At 62.4% G+C, this 18,523-nt stretch carries 15 protein-coding genes and 1 pseudogene; 5 read left to right on the plus strand and 11 right to left on the minus strand.

Features of this window, described 5'->3' with window-relative positions; genetic code table 11:
* Nucleotides 1–93 precede the first annotated feature (93 nt).
* The 8 genes and pseudogenes from BMX78_RS08650 to BMX78_RS08685 form a co-directional block, all read right to left on the minus strand.
* A pseudogene (locus BMX78_RS08650) lies at nt 94–2,241 on the minus strand (amylo-alpha-1,6-glucosidase).
* A 265-nt stretch (nt 2,242–2,506) separates the two neighbouring features.
* Nucleotides 2,507–3,199, minus strand: coding sequence for a GntR family transcriptional regulator (locus BMX78_RS08655; RefSeq protein ID WP_170850750.1), 693 nt, complete (start codon nt 3,197–3,199; stop codon nt 2,507–2,509).
* Nucleotides 3,200–3,238: 39 nt separating this feature from the next.
* Nucleotides 3,239–4,693: an NAD-dependent succinate-semialdehyde dehydrogenase gene (locus tag BMX78_RS08660; RefSeq protein WP_091418663.1), complete on the minus strand. Its 1,455-nt coding sequence runs from the start codon at nt 4,691–4,693 to the stop codon at nt 3,239–3,241.
* Nucleotides 4,694–4,718: 25 nt separating this feature from the next.
* Nucleotides 4,719–5,972: an aspartate aminotransferase family protein gene (locus BMX78_RS08665; RefSeq protein ID WP_091418665.1), complete on the minus strand. Its 1,254-nt coding sequence runs from the start codon at nt 5,970–5,972 to the stop codon at nt 4,719–4,721.
* Between the two features lie 76 nt (nt 5,973–6,048).
* Nucleotides 6,049–7,179 carry an N-methyl-L-tryptophan oxidase gene (gene solA, locus BMX78_RS08670; protein ID WP_091418666.1) on the minus strand — a complete coding sequence of 377 codons (1,131 nt, stop codon included), beginning with the start codon at nt 7,177–7,179 and terminating at the stop codon, nt 6,049–6,051.
* A 3-nt stretch (nt 7,180–7,182) separates the two neighbouring features.
* Nucleotides 7,183–7,950 (minus strand): amino acid ABC transporter ATP-binding protein, encoded by a 768-nt coding sequence (locus BMX78_RS08675; RefSeq protein ID WP_091418668.1) that lies wholly within the window; start codon nt 7,948–7,950, stop codon nt 7,183–7,185.
* Complete coding sequence (locus BMX78_RS08680) at nt 7,947–8,735, minus strand: amino acid ABC transporter permease (protein ID WP_286138877.1); 789 nt, start codon at nt 8,733–8,735, stop codon at nt 7,947–7,949. Before BMX78_RS08680 ends, BMX78_RS08675 begins: the two co-directional genes overlap by 4 nt.
* A 155-nt stretch (nt 8,736–8,890) precedes the next feature.
* A complete protein-coding gene (locus BMX78_RS08685; protein WP_091418671.1) occupies nt 8,891–9,811 on the minus strand; it encodes an ABC transporter substrate-binding protein in 921 nt (306 codons plus the stop codon).
* 349 nt (nt 9,812–10,160) lie between these two features.
* Here BMX78_RS08685 and BMX78_RS08690 point away from each other — a divergent pair, with 349 nt between their 5' ends.
* Genes BMX78_RS08690 through BMX78_RS08710 form a run of 5 tightly spaced genes read left to right on the plus strand, consistent with a single transcriptional unit; the run spans nt 10,161 to nt 15,813 of the window.
* Nucleotides 10,161–10,835: a haloacid dehalogenase type II gene (locus BMX78_RS08690; RefSeq protein WP_091418918.1), complete on the plus strand. Its 675-nt coding sequence runs from the start codon at nt 10,161–10,163 to the stop codon at nt 10,833–10,835.
* Between the two features lie 28 nt (nt 10,836–10,863).
* Entirely contained in the window at nt 10,864–12,141 is a 1,278-nt protein-coding gene (locus tag BMX78_RS08695) for an NAD(P)/FAD-dependent oxidoreductase (RefSeq protein ID WP_091418672.1), read from the plus strand.
* A gap of 17 nt (nt 12,142–12,158) precedes the next feature.
* Nucleotides 12,159–13,709 carry an aldehyde dehydrogenase family protein gene (locus tag BMX78_RS08700; protein ID WP_091418674.1) on the plus strand — a complete coding sequence of 517 codons (1,551 nt, stop codon included), beginning with the start codon at nt 12,159–12,161 and terminating at the stop codon, nt 13,707–13,709.
* Nucleotides 13,706–14,830 carry a tartrate dehydrogenase gene (locus BMX78_RS08705; RefSeq protein WP_091418676.1) on the plus strand — a complete coding sequence of 375 codons (1,125 nt, stop codon included), beginning with the start codon at nt 13,706–13,708 and terminating at the stop codon, nt 14,828–14,830. Before BMX78_RS08700 ends, BMX78_RS08705 begins: the two co-directional genes overlap by 4 nt.
* A 5-nt stretch (nt 14,831–14,835) precedes the next feature.
* Complete coding sequence (locus BMX78_RS08710; RefSeq protein WP_091418919.1) at nt 14,836–15,813, plus strand: D-2-hydroxyacid dehydrogenase; 978 nt, start codon at nt 14,836–14,838, stop codon at nt 15,811–15,813.
* Between the two features lie 63 nt (nt 15,814–15,876).
* Here BMX78_RS08710 and BMX78_RS08715 read toward each other — a convergent pair whose 3' ends face one another.
* The 3 genes from BMX78_RS08715 to BMX78_RS08725 are packed head-to-tail and all read right to left on the minus strand — an operon-like array spanning nt 15,877 to nt 18,472.
* Entirely contained in the window at nt 15,877–16,479 is a 603-nt protein-coding gene (locus BMX78_RS08715; protein WP_091418677.1) for a TetR/AcrR family transcriptional regulator, read from the minus strand.
* A gap of 33 nt (nt 16,480–16,512) precedes the next feature.
* Nucleotides 16,513–17,418, minus strand: coding sequence for an alpha/beta fold hydrolase (locus tag BMX78_RS08720; protein WP_091418679.1), 906 nt, complete (start codon nt 17,416–17,418; stop codon nt 16,513–16,515).
* Nucleotides 17,419–17,473: 55 nt separating this feature from the next.
* A complete protein-coding gene (locus BMX78_RS08725) occupies nt 17,474–18,472 on the minus strand; it encodes an NADP-dependent oxidoreductase (protein ID WP_091418680.1) in 999 nt (332 codons plus the stop codon).
* Nucleotides 18,473–18,523 lie beyond the last annotated feature (51 nt).

Raw genomic sequence — 18,523 nt, forward strand, 5'->3', positions numbered from 1 at the left:
ACCACTGGGGAGGCGAAAGGCAAAAGCAGCCTGCCGGTACTGGCAGGCTCCCTCAGGGCCGGACCTCCGCTGGGTCCCTACGTCCGTTCAGGGTCAGTTCTCTTTCCGCAGTCCTGCCTGTTGCACCAGCTCCGTCAGCCACGGCCGGTGTCCTTGATGGAACACCATCCCCTCCGGAAGTCCCTTTACGACGGGCACGGAATTGGCGATGTCGATGGTTACCCGGCCGCCCGCCATGGGCGCGTTGGTAATGTGCAGGTCGCCGTAGGAGGGCGGCAGGGCTGGATCCATCCAGAACCCGCCGCGCGACACATGGGCGTCGTACCTCATCAGGCTCGTGACAAGCTGAATGGGGGAGGCCGCGGCCCAGGCCTGTGGCGAGCAAGCGGTGGGATAGGGGACCGGCTCGCTGTACTGCTCCCGGCCGAAACCGCAGAACAGTTCGGGGAGCCGGCCTTCGGAGTAGTCGGCAGCCTCAAGAAGTGCCGTGGAAATCCTTTGGGCTTCCGCCACGAACCCGTACCGCATCAGGCCCGCTGCGATGACGGCATTATCGTGGGGCCAAACGGAACCGTTGTGGTAGCTGGCCGGGTTGTAGGCACCCATGTCAGTACCCAGGGTGCGGACGCCCCAGCCGCTGAACATCTCCGGGGACATCAGCCGCTCGGCTACCAGCGGCGCTTTGTCGTCGTCTACGAGCCCTACCCACAGGCAGTGGCCCATGTTGGAGGCGCATGCGTCCACCTGCCGTTTTTTGCCGTCCAGGGCAATGGCGTAATACCCCCGGTCGGGCATTCAGAACTGCTCGTTGAACCGGGCTTTTAACTGCGCCGCCCGGTCGGCGAGTTCGGACGCTAAAGGTGCGTCACCGGCGTCGTACGCCATCCAGGCTCGGGCCATGTAGGCGTCATAAACGTAGGCCTGTACCTCACAAAGCGCGATCGGCGGCTCTGCCAGCCTGCCGTCGGCAAAGTTAATCCCGTCCCACGAGTCCTTCCAGCCCTGGTTGATTAACCCGCGGTCGTTGAGGCGCTCATACTCGACGAACCCGTCACCGTCCCTGTCCCCATAGTCCCGGATCCAATCAAGCGCCCGGTCGGCGTTGGGCAGCAGGGCCGCGATGGTGTCCTGGGCAAAACCCCAGCGGCTGACCGAACCCAGGACCACCACGAACAGGGGAGTAGCGTCGATGCTCCCGTAGTAGACGGATTTGCCACCCAGAGCCAGGCCACTGGAGACGTCCAGCCTGACCTCATGAAGGATTTTTCCCGGTTCCTCCTCGCTCACCGGATCAACCACCCTGCCCTGCCGGTCGGCCAGCGTTTGCAGCGTGCCCAGGGCCAGTGACGGATCAACGGGCATAGCCATCTCTGATGCCCACAACGAGTCACGCCCGAACAACGCCATGAACCAGGGCGCGCCGGCTGCCACCACAACCCTGTCAGGGTGGGCGGGATCCTCGATGCGGAGCGCGCCAAGATCGTCATAGCTGCGCCGAAGCGTCTTTTCGATGGAGCGGTTGCCCATCTGCAGTACAGGAATCCTGGCCACCCATTCCTGGCGCCGGCGGTCGCTGCGGGACAATTCGCCGGCGGCGGGACGCACCACAGGCGCCGCCGCCTCACTGCCGGACGCCACGGTAAGGACCACACTCCACTGGCCACGTGCCGGGATGGTGGTCCGGCAGGCAAAGCCACGGGCAGTTGCTTCGGCAGCATCAGAACTTACGACGACGGACTTCCGGATATCCTGCCATCGGCCCCGGATGGTCAAGGCGTTCGGTGTCACTTCCCGGGACTCTTCCCATTGCCTTTGGACCCGTGCTTCCTTGACCTCAAAGACATCAGCGAAATCTGACCCGACATCCATGGCTACTGTGCATTCCACGGGTTCCATTGAGTAGTTGCGCACGGTGACGTGCTCCACCATTCCAATGCCTACTTCCCGCATCCGTTCCACGATCAGTGGAGTATCCGCGTATCCATCGGACCTCGTGATCCGGCCGGCGAAGACGGCCCGGTACGGCTCTTTCGTCTGCGCGGTCAAGGGCTCCACTGGTTGGCCGTTGACGGAGAGGGCCCAGTCGGACAGTATCCGGGTGTCCTGGAAGAACATTCCGTGCGGCTGGTCGGGATGAATATCCCCGTTGGGCAACGAGATGCAGAAGGAAGTTCCTTCCACCAGAGTGACTGTCCCGGCGCCGAGGGGACCGGCCGCCGTATCAGCGTTCCATCCAGCCATGTGACCACTCCCAAGACGAGCACGGCCGGCCCTGGACATGGTTCCGGGCCTGTGTCCCGCTGCATCGTCACACTGACGCTACTCTTGCAGGCCTGCCGGGACTAGCGGTTCGGGACTCGCCACCCTGCGATGCAACAAAGAAGCCGTCATCGATACGGAAAAGCCGCCGCTCCCCGATGCGGTCTGATACGTAGAAGGGCCCAGTTCGGATTGAACCGGGCCCTCCCTGCGCTGGCGATTCCCCATATTGGAGGAGCCGCCGTGTCTAGGCCGTAATCCCGGATGCTTCCGGTGGGGAAGTCAGGTCCTCTACGGCCTTTTGCATATGGCGTTTGATGGCCTGTTGGAGACCGCTCCGGTCGCGGGCCTCCAGCAAGTCCAGGAGCGTCTGGTGTTCCTGCACCAGCACATCAATGCGGGGATAGGCGACCTCAAGGCTCAAGATACACATTCTGGATTCCGCTGCAAGGGTCTGATAGATGCGGATCAGGCGGGTATTTCCGGTGCCTGAAACAAAGGCGGTATGGAATTGCATGTCGAGACGGGCAATCGCCTGCCAGTCCGATGCCGCAACCTGTTTAGCCATGTTTCTGATGATGCCCTTGAGCTCCCGGCAGGTATCCGTGACCTGCTCCGGCGCCGAGTCCAGGAGGGTATTGGCCGCGGCCAGTTCTACTGCCTCACGCACCGCATAGATCTCTTTGACATCTTCGCCGGAAAGCTCTAGTACAAAGACCCCGCGGTTGCGTTTGCTCACCAGGATGCCCTCCTGGCACAGCCGCTGCAGTGCCTCACGGAGTGGACCCCGTGACGTGCTGAGCTGGCTGGCCAACGCAGATTCGTTGACCTGCTGTCCAGGCCTGAACGCGCCTTGGACAATAAGCTCACGCAACTGATCAGCGATCAGCTGCGCCGTGGGCCGGCCCTCCAGTACGAACATTCCCTCCGGTGCCGCCATTGACATCCCCTCATTTCATGCTTCGGCAATTTGAAACTGTCAGACCGCCAGTGCGGTGTATTTATACTCCAGGAATTCTTCAATCCCTATTTTTCCGCCTTCGCGTCCGAGCCCGGATTGCTTGACGCCGCCAAACGGAGCTGCCGGGTTGGAAACCAGGCCGGTGTTCAGTCCGACCATTCCGACTTCCAGGTCCCGCGAGAACCGCATCGCTTTATCCAGGCTCTCGGTGAACACGTAGCCCACGAGGCCCCAGACGGTATCGTTGGCCAGGCGGAGGACTTCGTCCTCGCTGTCGAAGGCCGTGATGGCGGCCACCGGGCCGAAGATTTCGGTGCTCATCAGCTCGGATTCCGGTGCCACGTCCACCAGGACGGTGGGGGAGTAGAAGTAGCCGGGGCCTTCCGGACGGCTTCCGCCCGTCAGTACCCGTGCACCTTTGGAGACAGCATCGGCAACCAGGCTTTCGACCTTGTCCAGCCCCTTCTGCTCGATCAGTGGCCCAACGTCGGTGCCGGCCACGGCGCCATTGCCTGTCTGCAATTCTGACATCTTTTTGGCGAACTTCTCACCGAATTCAGCCACGACGGAACGGTGGACGAAGAAGCGGTTTGCGGCTGTGCAGGCTTCGCCCATGTTCCGCATTTTCGCTTTCATGGCCCCGTCCACGGCCTTCTCAACGTCCGCATCGGCAAGCACGATGAACGGCGCGTTCCCGCCAAGCTCCATCGAGGACCGCATGACGTTGTCGGCAGCCTGCCGAAGGAGGACTTTGCCCACTTCCGTGGAGCCGGTAAAGCTGATTTTGCGGGCGATGCCGCTGTCCGTCCACGTCCGCACCACGCTGGAAGCGCTCGACGTGGTCACAACGTTCAATACGCCGTCGGGAAGTCCGGCTTCCTTGAAAATTGCGACCAGGGCCAGGGACGTCAACGGCGTGAGTTCCGCCGGTTTGAACACCATGGTGCAGCCGGCTGCCACGGCCGGGGCGATTTTGCGGGCGCCCATGGCGAGCGGGAAGTTCCAGGGGGTGACCAGCACTGCGGGGCCCACCGGTTCCTTGGTGATGAGGATGCGGGTATTGCCGTCCACCGATGTTGTGCTGTCGCCGCCGACACGGACCGCTTCTTCGGCGAACCACCGGAGCATGTCGGCGCCGTAGGCCACCTCGCCTTTTGCTTCTGCAAGGGGCTTGCCCATTTCGGCGGTCATGATGGCCGCGAGCCGGTCGGTATTGGCGATCACCAGGTCGAAAGCGCGCCGCAGGATGTCGGCCCGTTCCCGGGGAGTGGACTTGCCCCATGCCGCCTGGGCACGGCCCGCGGCCTCGATGGCCCGTGCGGCGTCTTCGGGGCCCCCGTCCGCAACGTGGGCAATGATTTCGTGGGTAGCCGGGTTTTCGACCGGGAAAGTGGCTGAACTCGCGGCTTTTTGCCAGACGCCGTCGATGAACAAATCCGTCTGGAGAGTGCTGGGATCAAAGGTGGGGGTCATGGTCGCTCTTTCAAGAATCAGGGGGCTAGGAGGTTGCCGCTTTGAGTGCCTGGGTGAATCTGGTGATGCCTGACTGGATTTCGTCGGAGGTAACGTTCAGGGCGGGGATAAGGCGGATGACGTTGCCGTGCGGGCCGCAGGTAAGGAGCAGGAGTTCTTCCTTGACTGCAGCCTGTTGGACCGCCAGTGCCGTAGCCGCATCCGGGGTGTTGTCCGCCGCGGTGAATTCGACACCCTGCATGAGGCCCCGTCCGCGGACGTTGCCGATCCCGGCGAATTCTGCCTGCAGGGCATCGAGGCCGGTGCGCAGTTCGTCGCCGCGCAGCAGTGCGTTTTCTACGAGGTTTTCGCGCTCGATAACACCGAGGGTGGCGACTCCGGCTGCTGCGGCAACAGCGTTCCCGCCATAAGTGCCGCCTTGGGAACCGGGCCACGCCTTGCCCATCAGGTCGGCGGAGGCGGCGATCGCTGAGACTGGGAAGCCACTGGCAAGGCCCTTGGCCGTGATCAGCACGTCGGGACGGATCCCTGCCCAGTTGTGGCCCCAGAACTTGCCGGTGCGGCCAACGCCGGCCTGCACTTCATCGAGGATGAGTACGATTCCGTGCTTGTCTGCGCGCTCGCGCAGGCCCTGAAGGAAAGCGACAGGGGTGGGGATGTATCCGCCGTCGCCCAGGACGGGCTCGATGATGAACCCGGCGGTATCGGCCGGGGTGCTGATGGTGAGAAGGAGGTGATCGAGTTCTTTCAGGGCGAATTCGACGGCGGTTGCTTCATCCCAGCCGTAGCGGTACCAGTGCGGGTATGGGGCTACGTGCACCCCGCCCATCAGGGGGGAGAACCCGGAGCGGAACTTGCTGCCCGCGGTGGTTAATGAAGCCGCAGCGACGGTGCGGCCGTGGAATCCACCATGGAAGGAGATGATGTTCGGCCGGCCGGTGGCCATCCGGGCCAGCCGGATGGACGCCTCGACGGCTTCTGAGCCCGAAGTGGCGTAGAAGACACTGTCCAATCCTTGCGGCAGTACCCCGCCCAGGAGTTCGGTGAGTTCCAGCAACGGCTTGTGCATCACGGTGGTGTACTGGGCGTGGATAATCTTGCCCACCTGCTCACGGGCTGCGGCCACCACATCCGGGTGGCAGTGGCCGGTGCTGGTGACCCCAATCCCGGTGGTGAAATCCAGATACTTCTTGCCGTCGGTGCCGTGGATCCAGCTGCCGGACGCGTGATCGACCACCACGGGCGTCGCCTGCTTCAGGATGGGGCTGAGTGTTGCCATGGCTTTATACTTTCCTGATAACTGTAGATTGTCAACAATGTACTATTGGATGTTGGGTTGGAGAAGTTAGGAGCGCCTAGTCCTGAAACCTCTGGGGCCGGACGAAGTCCAAGCCGTCGATCCACCGTTTGCCGAGAGCTTCGTGTGCGGCGATTTCCCCATAGCCTGAGGCCATTTTGAATCCGCCGCCGGAGAATCCAGTGGCCGAGTAGATCCTGCGGGAGTGGTTAAGGAAGCCGAGCAGGGGTTGGGTGTCGGAGGTGAAGAGGTCCGGGAAGGCGTCCGAGCGGACGATGGATGGGTGGAGTCCGGGGAAGAACTCTGTGACGGTTTCGGTGGTTTCACTGATTTCCGCGTCGGTGAGTTCCCTGGGCACGTTGGCGGCGTCGGGGGTCGGTGCACCGCGTCCGTCGAGGGTTGCTTTGACGGTGGTTCCGTCGACGGCGGGGGCGCCGTACATGGATCTGTCCTCATAAATCCTGCTGAAGACGGGAAACCTGTCCGGGGTGAATTGTGCCGGGTCGCGGGCGAGGAACCAGGTGAGGAAGATACGCCGTGTGTGGACGTGGGTTTTGAGGCTGTCGGGCATAAGGCGTTGGGACCAGCCGCCCGAGGCGATGATGATGTTTTCGAAGGTCCAGGACTTGTCGCCGGAGGTGATGGTTACGCCATCGTTGGTTTCTTCGATGCTGGTGATGGGGGTGTTCGTGTGGACGGTTGCGCCGTTCCCTTGGGCCGCGGTGATGGCGGCTGTGACGGCGCGGTCAGTGCGCAGGGCGCCGGCATTGGGGTCGTAGACGGCGATGTCGTTGGCCCGGAGGTTGTGCTGGGGGTAGCGCTCGGTCATGTCTTTGTGGGTGAGGATGTGATGCTCGGCGTTGTTGGTTCGGGTGGTTTCGAGCAGGGCGCTGAGGTAGGCGCCGTCCTGGGTGCCGATGGACAGTCCGCCGCAGCGGGTGAGGATGTCCTGGCCGGTTTCGGCTTCGAGTTCGGCCCAGAGACCGGCGGAGCGTTCCAGGATGGGGTAGTAGCCGGGGTTGCCGCGGTAGATCATGCGGAACAGCCGGGTGTCGCCGCCGACGGCGCTCCTGGCGTGGGCGGGGGAGCAGGCTTCGAATCCGGTGACGGAGTCGGTCAGGCGCGAGCCTTGCCAGAGGGCCATGGATCCGATGCTGCCCAGCCCGATGACGGCGAGTTTTCCGTCCATGGTTTAGAGGACCTGTTTCAGGAAGGCCTGGGTGCGGGGTTCCTGCGGGTTGGCGAGGACTTCGCGGGCGTCCCCGCGTTCGACGACGTAGCCGTCGTCCATGAAGATCAGGGAGTCGGCTACTTCGCGGGCGAAGCCCATTTCGTGGGTGACCACCACCATGGTCATGCCCTTCTTGGCCAGGTCCTGCATGACGGCGAGGACTTCGCCAACTTTTTCGGGGTCCAGGGCGGAGGTGGGTTCGTCGAAGAGGATGATTTCGGGGTCCATGGCCAGGGAGCGGGCGATCGCGACGCGCTGTTGTTGTCCGCCGGAGAGCTGGGCGGGGTAGTAGTCCCCGAAGTTGCCAAGCCCGACGCTGGCGAGCAGTTCATCCGCGCGTTTAGTCGCTTGTTTTTTGTCCGCGCGTTTGACCAGGACGGGGCCGGCCATGACGTTTTCGCGCGCAGTCATGTTGGGGAAGAGGTTGAACTGCTGGAAGACCATGCCCACCTTGGTGCGCTGTTCGGCGAGCTTTTTGGGCGGCAGGGCGTGGTAGGCGTTGTCGGTTTCGTAGTAACCGAAATCATCGCCGTTGACTTTCAGGACCCCGGAGTCGACGGTTTCCAGGCCGTTGATGCAGCGCAGGACGGTGGATTTGCCGGAGCCGCTGGGGCCGATGATGCAGCAGATCTCGCCGCTGGCAATATCGAGGTCGATGTCGTGGAGAACGGTTTTGGGTCCGAAGGATTTCCGGATCCGCCGGGCATGGATGGTGCCGTCGTTGCTCATCGTGCGATTCCTTCCGGTGCGGTCAAGACAACCTTCCTGGCCTTGCGGGGGACCCGGGCGGATGTATGCGAATACTTCTTCTCAAGCTGGGACTGCGGGTAGCTCAGGACCAGGGTCATCACCAGGTACCAGAGACTGGCAACAATCAGCAGCGGGATGGTCTCGTAGGTGCGGGCATAGATCAGCTGGGCGCTTTGGAGCAGCTCGGCAACGCCCAGGACGGAGACCAGCGAGGTTTCCTTGAACATGCCGATGACCTGGTTGCCGGTGGCGGGAATGATCGAGGGCATCGCTTGGGGAATGATGACTTTGCGCATCTTCATCGCCCCGCTCATGCCCAGCGAGTCGGCTGCCTCGAGCTGGCCCTTGCCCACCGCGGAGAACCCGCCGCGGATGATCTCGGCCATATAGGCGGCCTCGTTCAGGGTCAACCCGATCAATGCCGCGGTGATCGGTGCCATCAGGGCGTTCACATCGATCGCGGTGCTGATGTCCGTGAAGGGGATCCCGATGGTCAGGTTCGGGTAGAGGGCGGCGATGTTGAACCAGAAGATCAACTGGACCAGGACCGGGGTGCCGCGGAACAACGTAATGTACACCCCGGCTGTCGCAGCGATCGGCTTGATGCTCGAGGCCCGCATGATGGCCATGACAAGACCCAGCAGCGTGCCCAGGAGCATGCTCGCAACCGTGAGGAAGAGCGTAAGCATCAGGCCACGGAGAATCGACTCGTGGGTGAAGTACTTCGCCACCACGCCCCACTTGAAGTTCGGATTCGTCGACACGGAAACCAGGATTCCCAAGCCAAGCAGGATGCATACCACCCACGCCACATACTCAAATGTGCTTCTCCGACGAAGCCGAGGCTTGAGCGCTGAATCGATCCCATTCATTGCCGGTTCGCTTCTTTCAATAATTGCTGGCTTCATTTGTGAACCCACTAGTTGAGCTTGGCGTCGGTGATGGCACCGGAATCAAGGCCCCAGGTCTCGAGGGACTCCTTGTATTCGGGGGACTCAAGAACGGACTGGACCGCTGCCTGAAGGGCAGGGGTCAGGGCCGAGCCCTTCTTCAGGCCGACGGCGGTCAGGTCGCTGGAGCCCACATTGACACGGCCCAGCAGGGTGAAGGAATCCGGCTGCTGCTTTGCCGCCCAGCCGAGTGCGGTGGTGTCATACAGGACCCCGTCGATCCGCTTGGAATGCAGCTGTGTCAGGGCCTCCTGGACATTCGGCAGCGTCACGGCGTTGATCTCCGGCTGGCCTTTGGAGGTGCAGGTCTGCTCACTCAGGGCCGGAAGGCGCTTGAGCTGTCCTGTTGAGCCCTGGGTGACGGCAATACTCTTCCCGCACAAGGTCTCAACGGTGAGCTTCAGCGGGTTTCCCGCCGCCACGGCCACGGAGTTGCCGGCCTTGAAGTAGTCGATCATGTCCAGAACCTGGAGCCGCTCGTCGGTCTTGGACATGGTGGTGGCGGTGAAGTCGAAGCGGCCGCCGTCGAGGCCGGGAATGATGGTGTCGAACTTCGTGTCCACGAACGTCACCTTCAGGCCCAGCTTCTTCGCAACCAGCCGGGCGATATCCGGGTTCAGTCCGATCGCGGTGGTGTTGTCCTCGGCGAGGAAGGTTGTGGGCGGGTAGTGAAGGTCCATAGCCACCGACAGCTCACCCTTGTCCTTAACGGACTGGGGCAGCAGCGCCACGGCGGCCTGGTCGGGCTGGACACCCTCAGAAATGTCGGCCGTGTTGGAGGTTTTGCCTGCATCCGTGGACGAGCTGCTGGCTGTTCCACCGCACGCACTGAGCGTGAGCAATACGGCAAGGCCTGCGGCGGCAGTCTGGGCCTTTTTCAAAGTCTTCATTGTGCTTCCCTTCGAGGGGTTGTCAACTGGCGAGTTCGCCGGGAGGGAGGAGTTTTTGGGTTGGAATGTGATCCGGATCTCTCCGTCATCTAAGGCAATGCAACCCCCAAAAGCGTAGATTGTCAACAATTGACGAAATCTTTTTTGTCGCCGGCTTTCACTCCGGATGCACGCGGAAACGCAACCTTGAAACTGTTGACAATTTACAATTTGGCCACCTAGAGTCGGTGTATTGACAGGCACCTACCCGCGTGCCGGCAGCGACTTCCAACTCACGGCGCGCTTGCCCGAATTTCCAAACGCAGGCGCAGCGACCATCCTCCATCCCCTGAAAAAGAACGGATACCCCATGGCAGAGAGCCACTTCCGTCCGAAGTACATCTCCTTCGATGTCTACGGCACGCTGATCAACTTCGACATCGATCCCACCACCCGGCGCCTGCTCGACGGGCGCCTGCCTGAAGAGCAGTGGCCTGCCTTCAAAAAGCAGTTCCGCGGGTACCGGTTCGACGAGGTCCTCGGCGACTACAAGCCCTACGAGCAGATCCTTCAGGATTCCTTTGACCGGGTATGCAAGCGGTGGGGCATCGGTCCGACCCCTGGTGCGGGCGCAGAGTTTGCTGACGCTGTGCGCGGCTGGGTTGCACACGACGACGTGCCGGCCCCACTGAAGCTCATGGGGGACAACTACAAGCTGGTGGCTCTGTCCAACGCTGACACCAGCTTCCTGGATATCAGCATTCCCAAGCTCGGTGCAGACTTCCACGCCGTCTACACCGCTGAGCAGGCCCAGGCCTACAAGCCGCGCTACCAGGCCTTCGAGTACATGCTGGACACCCTGAATGCCAAGCCGGAGGAGTTCCTGCACATTTCCTCGCACACCCGGTACGACATGCATCCGATGCACGACATGGGCTTCCGTAACCTTTGGCTGCTGGACCGCGGCTACGACCCCATTACCGGGGGCTATGACTACAACACTGTTAAGTCCCTGGACGAGATCAACAAGCACCTGGGTCTCTAGAAGACTTCGAGGCGAAAGGTCACACACCATGAAACTTGTCCCCTATTGGCTGGACACTGCCGAACCTTCCGGCGACTACCGGCGCACTCCAGTTCCGGAAAACGTCGATGTTGCGATTATCGGTGCCGGCTTTACCGGGCTCTCCGCAGCAGTAGAGTTCGCCAAGCAAGGTGCCAGCGTTGCCGTCTTCGAGCGTCACACCGTGGGCTGGGGTGCATCAGGTCGCAACGGGGGTATGGCAACCACCGGGCTGGCCATCGGCTTCAGCACCGCGGTCAAGCGGTACGGGGCGCCCCGCGCCGTCGAGATGTTCCGTGAATATAACGACGCCATCGAAACCATTGAGAAGCTGGTGCACGATAACGGCATCGACTGCGACTTCAAACGGTTCGGCAAGCTCTCGCTGGCTTTTCACTCGTCCCACTATGACGGTTTCCTGAAGTCCCAGGAGATGCTCGCGAACCTCGTGGATCACCACGTAAAAGTCATCCCCAAGTCCGAGATCCACTCTGAAATTGGAACGGACTTTTACCAGGGGGCAATGATGGATCCGCTGGGTGCCGGGCTCCACGTGGGGAAGTTCGTCCACGGGCTGGCCAAGGCGGCTGCAGACAACGGAGCCGATATCTGTGAGAACGCAGCGGTCACCGAGTTGAAGAAGGTCGCGGGGACCGTTCACGACGTGCACACCACACGCGGTATTACCCGTGCCAAGCAGGTCCTGGTGGCCACCAGCGGTTACACGGGCAACCTCACCCCGTGGCTCCAGCGCCGGGTGATCCCGGTGGGCAGCTTCATCATCTGCACCGAGCCTTTACCGGAGGAGGTTGTCAACCGCATCCTCCCCAACAGGCGCCAGGCCTCGGACAGCAAGATGCTGACCTACTACTTCCGGATCACCCCGGACAACAGGCTGCTGTTCGGTGGCCGGGCCCGATTCGCCTTGTCCAGCCCGGATTCGGACGTCAAGAGTGCAGAAATCCTGCATAAGGCAATGACTCAACTTTTCCCCTACCTTGCCAACGTGAAGGTGGACTATATCTGGGGCGGCCTGGTTGACCTCTCCATGGACCAAATGGTGCATGCAGGGCTGCATGATGGTTTGTTTTATTCCCTGTGTTACAGCGGCCACGGCGTCCAGATGGCAGCGCACATGGGCAAGAAGATGGCGCACTACATGGCCGGAGACAAGCAGGCGAACGTGTGGGAAGACCTCAAGAACCCGCCGGTGCCCGGCCACTTCGGCCCGCCATGGTTCCTGCCCTTCATCGGCGCGGCCGCAAAAATCATCGACCGGTTCAGCTGACCAAGGAAAAGGTTCCCATGAGCTCAGTAACAAACGTGGCTGGAGCCTGCCCGGATACCGGGCAGGAAACCGCGTTCAGGCGGGCAAAAGCTGCCAAACTCCCCGGGGGAGCGTTTTTTGAGGGCCGCTGGCAAACAACGGACAGGAACCTGGAAATCCGGGATCCCGAGGACGGTGTGCTCCTCGGTACGGTGTGCTCTTCCTCCGCACAGGATGTGCGCCGGGCCGTTGCCTACCTGCACCGCAGCCTCCAGGAGGAGGCCTGGCCGCTTCGGGAGCGCCGGGAAGCCCTGGAACGGGCTGCGGGTCTCCTTTCGGAACAGTCCGTACGGTTTTCGGAAATCATCGCCGCGGAAAGCAGCAAAACCATCAGGGAGGCCGAACGCGAGGTACTCCGGTGCATTGAAACCCTCCGTCTTTCCGCCGCTGCCTCAAGCGAACTTGCCGGTGAGACCCTCTCCTTTGAGGACAGCATGGCAGGAGCGGACAAGATCGGCTGGTACACCCGCAAACCGGTGGGAATCATCGCGGCCATCACGCCCTTCAACGATCCGCTCAATCTCGTGGCGCACAAGCTGGGCCCGGCACTCATTGGAGGCAACGGCGTCGTCCTTAAACCGTCAGGCCGGACGCCGCTGACCGGGCTTGCGTTCATTGAGCTGCTGCTGGAAGCAGGCGTCCCTGCCGGCCGCCTGGCCGCCATAGTCTCGGGCCCGGGGGTATCCGGGGCGATCGTATCGGACCCGCAGGTGGACCTCATCTCGTTCACTGGGGGACCCCGGACCGCGGACCGTATCGCTGCCGCCGCCGGAGCCAAGAAGGTCCTCTCGGAGCTGGGCGGCAACAACGCAACGATCGTGTGCGCCGACGCCGAACCTGGCAAGGCGGCTGCGGCGATCGTGGCGGGGGCATTCGGAGTGGCCGGCCAAAACTGCCTCTCAGTCCAACGTGTCTACGTCCACATTTCCCTGTTCGAACACGTTCTCGAAAAGGTGGTGTCGGGGACCCGGGCGCTCCGCACCGGCGCGAAGTTCGACCGTTCCACCGACGTGGGTCCCCTCATCAGCGAAGCTGAGGCGCGCCGGGTGGAGGAGTGGGTGGACGAGGCCTGGAAAGCCGGGGCCAGGGTCCATGTGGGCGGGCAGCGCCGGAACGCGTACTACCAGCCCACCGTCCTCACGGACGTGCCGGCAGACGCCCGGATCATCCGCGAAGAAGTGTTTGGGCCAGTGGTCAGCATCACGCCTTTCATTCAGGTCTCCGACGCAATACATGCCGCCAACGACTCTGAGTACGGACTCCAGGCCGGCGTCTTCACCGAATCCATCGACACGGCGTTGGCAATAGCCGACAAACTGCACGTGGGGGCCGTGGTGATCAACGAAACCAGCGACGTCCGGATCGACTCGATGCCCTTTGGCGGCTTTAAGAAGTCCGGGGTGGGGCGTGAGGGCGTGAAGCACGCCGTTCGTGAGATGACCGAACCGAAAAGCACCATCATCAAACTGGCCGCGCCGGCCACCGGCTGGCAGCGACTGACGCGCACTTCAGAACGGAATACATCATGACCACCCACAAGATCGCGGTGATCGCGGGCGACGGCATTGGACAGGAAGTAGTCCCGGCCGCCATCGAATGCCTTGAGCGGATCGCTGAAATCCACTCCTTGAGCCTGGAGTTCACCTATTTCGGCTGGGGATCGGACTACTACTCCCGCCATGGGCGGATGATGCCCCTGGACGGGTTGGAGCAGCTGGCGCTGCACGACGCCATCTTCCTCGGCGCCGTAGGCTCGCCGGATGTGCCCGATGCTGAATCTCTTTGGGGCCTCCTGATCCCCATCCGGCGTGAATTCCGGCAGTACATCAACCTCCGTCCTGTAAAAACGCTCGACGGCGTGAAGTCGCCCCTGCTGTCGACGGAGCCGATCGACATCCTCATTGTTCGTGAGAACAACGAAGGTGAATACTCGGAGGTGGGTGGCCGGGTGTACCGCGGCCTGCCGCACGAAGCTGCGGTCCAGGAAACCATCTTCACCCGCCTGGGAGTGTCCCGGGCCGCCCATTTTGCCGCCTCGCTGGCAGCCAACCGGAAGGGCCGCCTGACCTCCGCCACCAAGAGCAACGGCATCATCCATACCATGCCGTTTTGGGACGAGGTGATGGAGAAGACTACCCGGCTCTACCCTGGGGTGACGCTTAGCAGTGAACTCGTGGACGCATTAGCTGCGCACCTCGTCCTCAAGCCCTGGACCTTCGATGTCATTGTGGCCTCCAACCTGCTCGGTGACATCCTTTCGGACCTGGGCAGCGCCGTCACCGGCTCCATCGGTGTGGCTCCCAGCGCGAACTTGAATCCGGAAGGAGATTATCCCTCCCTCTTCGAACCGGTCCATGGATCCGCCCCGGACATTGCGGGTAAAGGACTGGCAAACCCGGTGGGCCAGATGTGGTCCGGAGCGATGATGCTCGAGCACCTGGGCTTCCCGGGGGCTGCCAACCACCTCCAGGCGGCCTTCGAGTCCGCCCTCCGGGAGGGCCGTGGCACCCGTGATGTGGGAGGACCATCATCGACCTCGGAGTTCACCGCCGCGGTTCTGGCCGCGATAGACGCCATCGAGCCATCCTCCGAGGCTGTCCAGTTCGTCTCCGGCACGCCAGCTGCGCCGGCGGCGGCAGCAGCGCCGTAGTGACTATGCCCGGTCAAACCCGACGGCCCGTCGTCGTCGTCCTGTACCGTGAGGCGCTGCCGCCCCGCCTGGCAGAGATCGAGGAGCTGGCGGAGGTCCGCCTGACCAAGGCAGACGGGCTGGCCAGGGTCCTGGACGGGGCGGATGTCCTCTACCAGTGGCATTCGTTTTCCCCGGCGTTGCGGGAGAGCTGGGCTGCAGCGGGGTCGCTGAAGTGGGTTCACGTTTCAGCAGCCGGCATCAGCCAGTTGTTGTTCGATGAGCTGATCCGCAGCGACGTGCTCTATACAAATTCGCGGGGTGTCCTCAGCCGCGCTATCGCTGAATTTGCGCTGGGCTTTGTCCTGGACATCGCCAAGGACTCGCGGGGCTCACTGACACTTCAACAACAGCGGCGGTGGCAGCACCGGGTAACCCGGAAAATCCAGGGCCAGCGCGCCCTGGTGGTGGGTACGGGTTCCATTGGCCGTGAAATAGCAGCCCTGTTCCGCGCCGCGGGCCTGCAGGTCAGCGGCGCCGGCCGCAGCAGCCGTCCGGGAGACGGGCATTTCGACGAAATCAGTTCGTCAAAGGATCTGGCCACCATCGTTCATCCCTTTGACTACCTGGTGCTGGCGGCTCCGCTGACGGAAGACACCAGGGGGCTGGTGGGCGCTGATGTCCTGGCATCAATGAAACCCGGCGCGCACCTCATCAACGTTGGACGCGGTGAACTGGTCCAGACGGACGCGCTGGTGGAAGCTCTGACCTCCGGATCCATTGCCGGCGCGGCCCTCGATGTGGTCCACCCCGAACCGTTGCCCGGGGAACACCCGTTGTGGCGCATGGAGAACGTCATCCTGACCCCTCACATGAGCGGCGACACAGAAAATTACCTCGATGATCTGGGGGAGCTGTTCGTGGCAAACCTGAAGCGCTACCGCAACGGCGATCCGCTGCACAACGTCGTGGACAAAAGCCTCGGGTTCGTCCCGGTTCCCTGAATAATCCGAAAGGTGCGGTCCAAGGTCACTGGGCACTCGATGGCGGACCCTGATTTTCCTGGCTCAGCGGGAAATCAGCAGACTGACTTGGGCGCGGATGTCCTGGACGATCTCCTCGACGCTTAGACCGGCGTTCACAGTCGCCGCCATGCTGAGGAACATGACCGCGCTGACGATGTGCGCCAGCTTTACGGCGTCGCCGTCACTGACCACATGGCGCTTGGTCAGGACGGCGGCGATGGCTTCCTCGGTTTGGACCACGATGGACAGGGCCTGGCCGTGGTGCGGCTCGGAGGGGTCGCCGAACACCATCTCGCGGAGGTAGATCCGCCCGTTGCCCACCTGGACGCGGTTGCATTCCACGATCGGCCGCACGATGGCCATGACTGCGTCCAGTGCCTCCGGGATGGGTTCAGCATCGGCCCTGCCGCGCTCAAGGGCCTCGGCGTAGTGGGCGTTCTGCACGAGCAGGAGGAGTTCTCCTTTGGTTTTGGCGTAGAGAAACAAAGTCCCGGTGCCAATGTCAGCCTTGTCGGCGATCTGTTGCGTCGTGACATCCTCGACGCCATGCTCGGCGAACAACTCGCTGGCGGCTGCTGTGATGCGCTCAAGTTTTTGCTGCTTGTTCCGCTCACGCCGTCCGAGTGGCTGGGACGCAACAGGCATGAGGGCTTCCTTCCGGATACTGACTGGGCTCAATTATGAGTATAACGCCCCCTCGTCAGTCAACCGGCCCGTCTCCGCAGCCAGGAACTCAGCTGCCACCGGGCCGAACTGGGCATGGTACTGGAAGATGCCGCCATGGCCGGAATCGGGGTACATCACCAGTTCGGATCCTTTGATCCGCCGGTGCAGATCCTCCGAGAGGACCGAAGGCACCATGCGGTCATGGTCTCCGTTGGCGATGAGGGTGGGGACGGTGAGCTTCGACAGGTCCGAGGGAACGGCCCGGCCAAACTTCTGGATTGCCTTTAGTTGCGTTTGGAATGCTTTGGTGCTGATTGGCTTGTCCCGGTGGTTCGCCCGTTCCTGGAGGCGCTTGATGAATGCCTTGGCGGCGGGCTTTCCCGCAGCGTTGCGGTTAAAGAACAGGAACTCCTTGGGGTCGGAACGTGTTATGGCGGCGCGGAAAATGTCCCAGTAAGTAACGCCGACCACCTTGTCCATGTCCTTGCCTCCACGCGGCCCGGTTCCGGTCAGGACAAGCCTGCGGATTAGTCCGGGGTGCTTGAGGGCGAGGTCCTGGGCGATCATGCCGCCCATGGAGAAGGAGAAGACGTCGATCTTGTCGAATCCCAGGGCCTTGATGAAGGTGTAAGCGTCATCGGCCATCTCCTCGATGGTGCCGGGAACTTTCCCGGTGGAGGCGCCTACGCCACGTTGGTTGAAAGTGATGACGTGCCGGTTTTTCGCGATGGGGTCGACGATGCGGGGGTCCCAGTTGTCCAAGGTAGCGGCGAGGTGCACGAAGAAGACAACGGGGATGCCGCCTTTGGGCCCCAGCTCGCGGTAGGCGTAGGTGACACCTCCTGCGGTGATAGTGCGGGTAGGTGCTTCCGCGTACGAGGTGACTGCAGATTCACTTGCTGGATCGGTGGTGCTCATGAACGATTTTTCTCCTATGTGGTCTGGCAACATGTCCTGGTGAATCAGTGGCGGTTCAGTGGTTGAGGGTGAGCACCGCTTTGCCGCGGATGCCGCCGTCGGCCAGTGACTGCAACGCCTCTGGAGTTTGGGCGAAATCGAAGACCTTTCCGACGACGGGGCGCAGCGTCCCGTCGTCGACCAATGCGGCGATCTTGCTCAGTTGGTCCACGCTGGCACGCATAAACAGAAACTCATAGCTGACTCCGAGCTTCCTGGCCTGCCGCCTGACTTTGCGGCTCAGTGCTGTGATCGCCAGGCGCAGGACAGGATTCAGGCCGGCATTGCGGGCGAACTCCGGATCCGGCGGACCGGAGATCCCAATTGCCTTCCCGCCTGGCTTGAGGACGCGCAGGGACTTTTCGAGGTTTTCCCCGCCGAGGCTGTCGAGAACCAGGTCATACCCGCTGAGGTGTTCCTCAAAATCCTCGCTGCGGTAGTCAATAACAACGTCGGCCCCGAGCTCCCGGAGGAAGGCAGCGTTCGAGCCGCTGCCCGTGGTGGCAACAATCGCGCCCAGGTGCTTGGCGAGCTGGATAGCGATCGAGCCAACCCCGCCTGCACCGGCGTGGATGAGGACCTTCTGCCCGGGCAGCACATTGCCCTGCTCAATGAGGGCCTGCCATGCGGTGAGCGCCACCAGCGGCAGCGAGCCGGCCTCCGCCATGCTTGCCGATACGGGCTTGAGGGCCAGGTCCTCCTCGGCCACGGCGATGCGCTCCGCGAACGTGCCGATGCGGTCCTTGTCGGGCCGGCCGTAAACCTCATCACCCGGTTTGAACCCGGTGACCTGTGCCCCGACGCGGATGACCGTGCCGGCCACGTCATTGCCGAGGATCAGCTGGAGCTTGTAGGGGAGGATCTGCTTGAACTCACCCAGGCGGATCTTCTCATCCAGCTGGTTCAAGCCCGCGGCCTGCACCTGGACGAGCACGTCCCGTTCCCCCGTAGCCGGCTCGGGGACGTCCGCTTCGCGCAGCGGCTCTCCGTACTTGGTAACGACAAAAGCTTTCATGACTGGCCTTTCTATTTTTGATCCTGCTCAATTATGAGTCCACTCAGTAAT

It is taken from the genome of Arthrobacter sp. OV608, assembly GCA_900110595.1.
Taxonomy (GTDB): domain Bacteria; phylum Actinomycetota; class Actinomycetes; order Actinomycetales; family Micrococcaceae; genus Arthrobacter.

Bases quoted from the DNA above. Each gene is read 5' to 3' on its own strand.
- BMX78_RS08700 (WP_091418674.1), top strand. From the start codon at position 12,159: ATGAGCTCAGTAACAAACGTGGCTGGAGCCTGCCCGGATACCGGGCAG.
- BMX78_RS08685 (WP_091418671.1), bottom strand. From the start codon at position 9,811: ATGAAGACTTTGAAAAAGGCCCAGACTGCCGCCGCAGGCCTTGCCGTA.
- BMX78_RS08710 (WP_091418919.1), top strand. From the start codon at position 14,836: ATGCCCGGTCAAACCCGACGGCCCGTCGTCGTCGTCCTGTACCGTGAG.
- BMX78_RS08665 (WP_091418665.1), bottom strand. From the start codon at position 5,972: ATGGCAACACTCAGCCCCATCCTGAAGCAGGCGACGCCCGTGGTGGTC.
- BMX78_RS08705 (WP_091418676.1), top strand. From the start codon at position 13,706: ATGACCACCCACAAGATCGCGGTGATCGCGGGCGACGGCATTGGACAG.
- BMX78_RS08715 (WP_091418677.1), bottom strand. From the start codon at position 16,479: ATGCCTGTTGCGTCCCAGCCACTCGGACGGCGTGAGCGGAACAAGCAG.
- BMX78_RS08690 (WP_091418918.1), top strand. From the start codon at position 10,161: ATGGCAGAGAGCCACTTCCGTCCGAAGTACATCTCCTTCGATGTCTAC.
- BMX78_RS08695 (WP_091418672.1), top strand. From the start codon at position 10,864: ATGAAACTTGTCCCCTATTGGCTGGACACTGCCGAACCTTCCGGCGAC.
- BMX78_RS08725 (WP_091418680.1), bottom strand. From the start codon at position 18,472: ATGAAAGCTTTTGTCGTTACCAAGTACGGAGAGCCGCTGCGCGAAGCG.
- BMX78_RS08675 (WP_091418668.1), bottom strand. From the start codon at position 7,950: ATGAGCAACGACGGCACCATCCATGCCCGGCGGATCCGGAAATCCTTC.
- BMX78_RS08720 (WP_091418679.1), bottom strand. From the start codon at position 17,418: ATGAGCACCACCGATCCAGCAAGTGAATCTGCAGTCACCTCGTACGCG.
- BMX78_RS08660 (WP_091418663.1), bottom strand. From the start codon at position 4,693: ATGACCCCCACCTTTGATCCCAGCACTCTCCAGACGGATTTGTTCATC.
- solA (WP_091418666.1), bottom strand. From the start codon at position 7,179: ATGGACGGAAAACTCGCCGTCATCGGGCTGGGCAGCATCGGATCCATG.
- BMX78_RS08655 (WP_170850750.1), bottom strand. From the start codon at position 3,199: ATGGCGGCACCGGAGGGAATGTTCGTACTGGAGGGCCGGCCCACGGCG.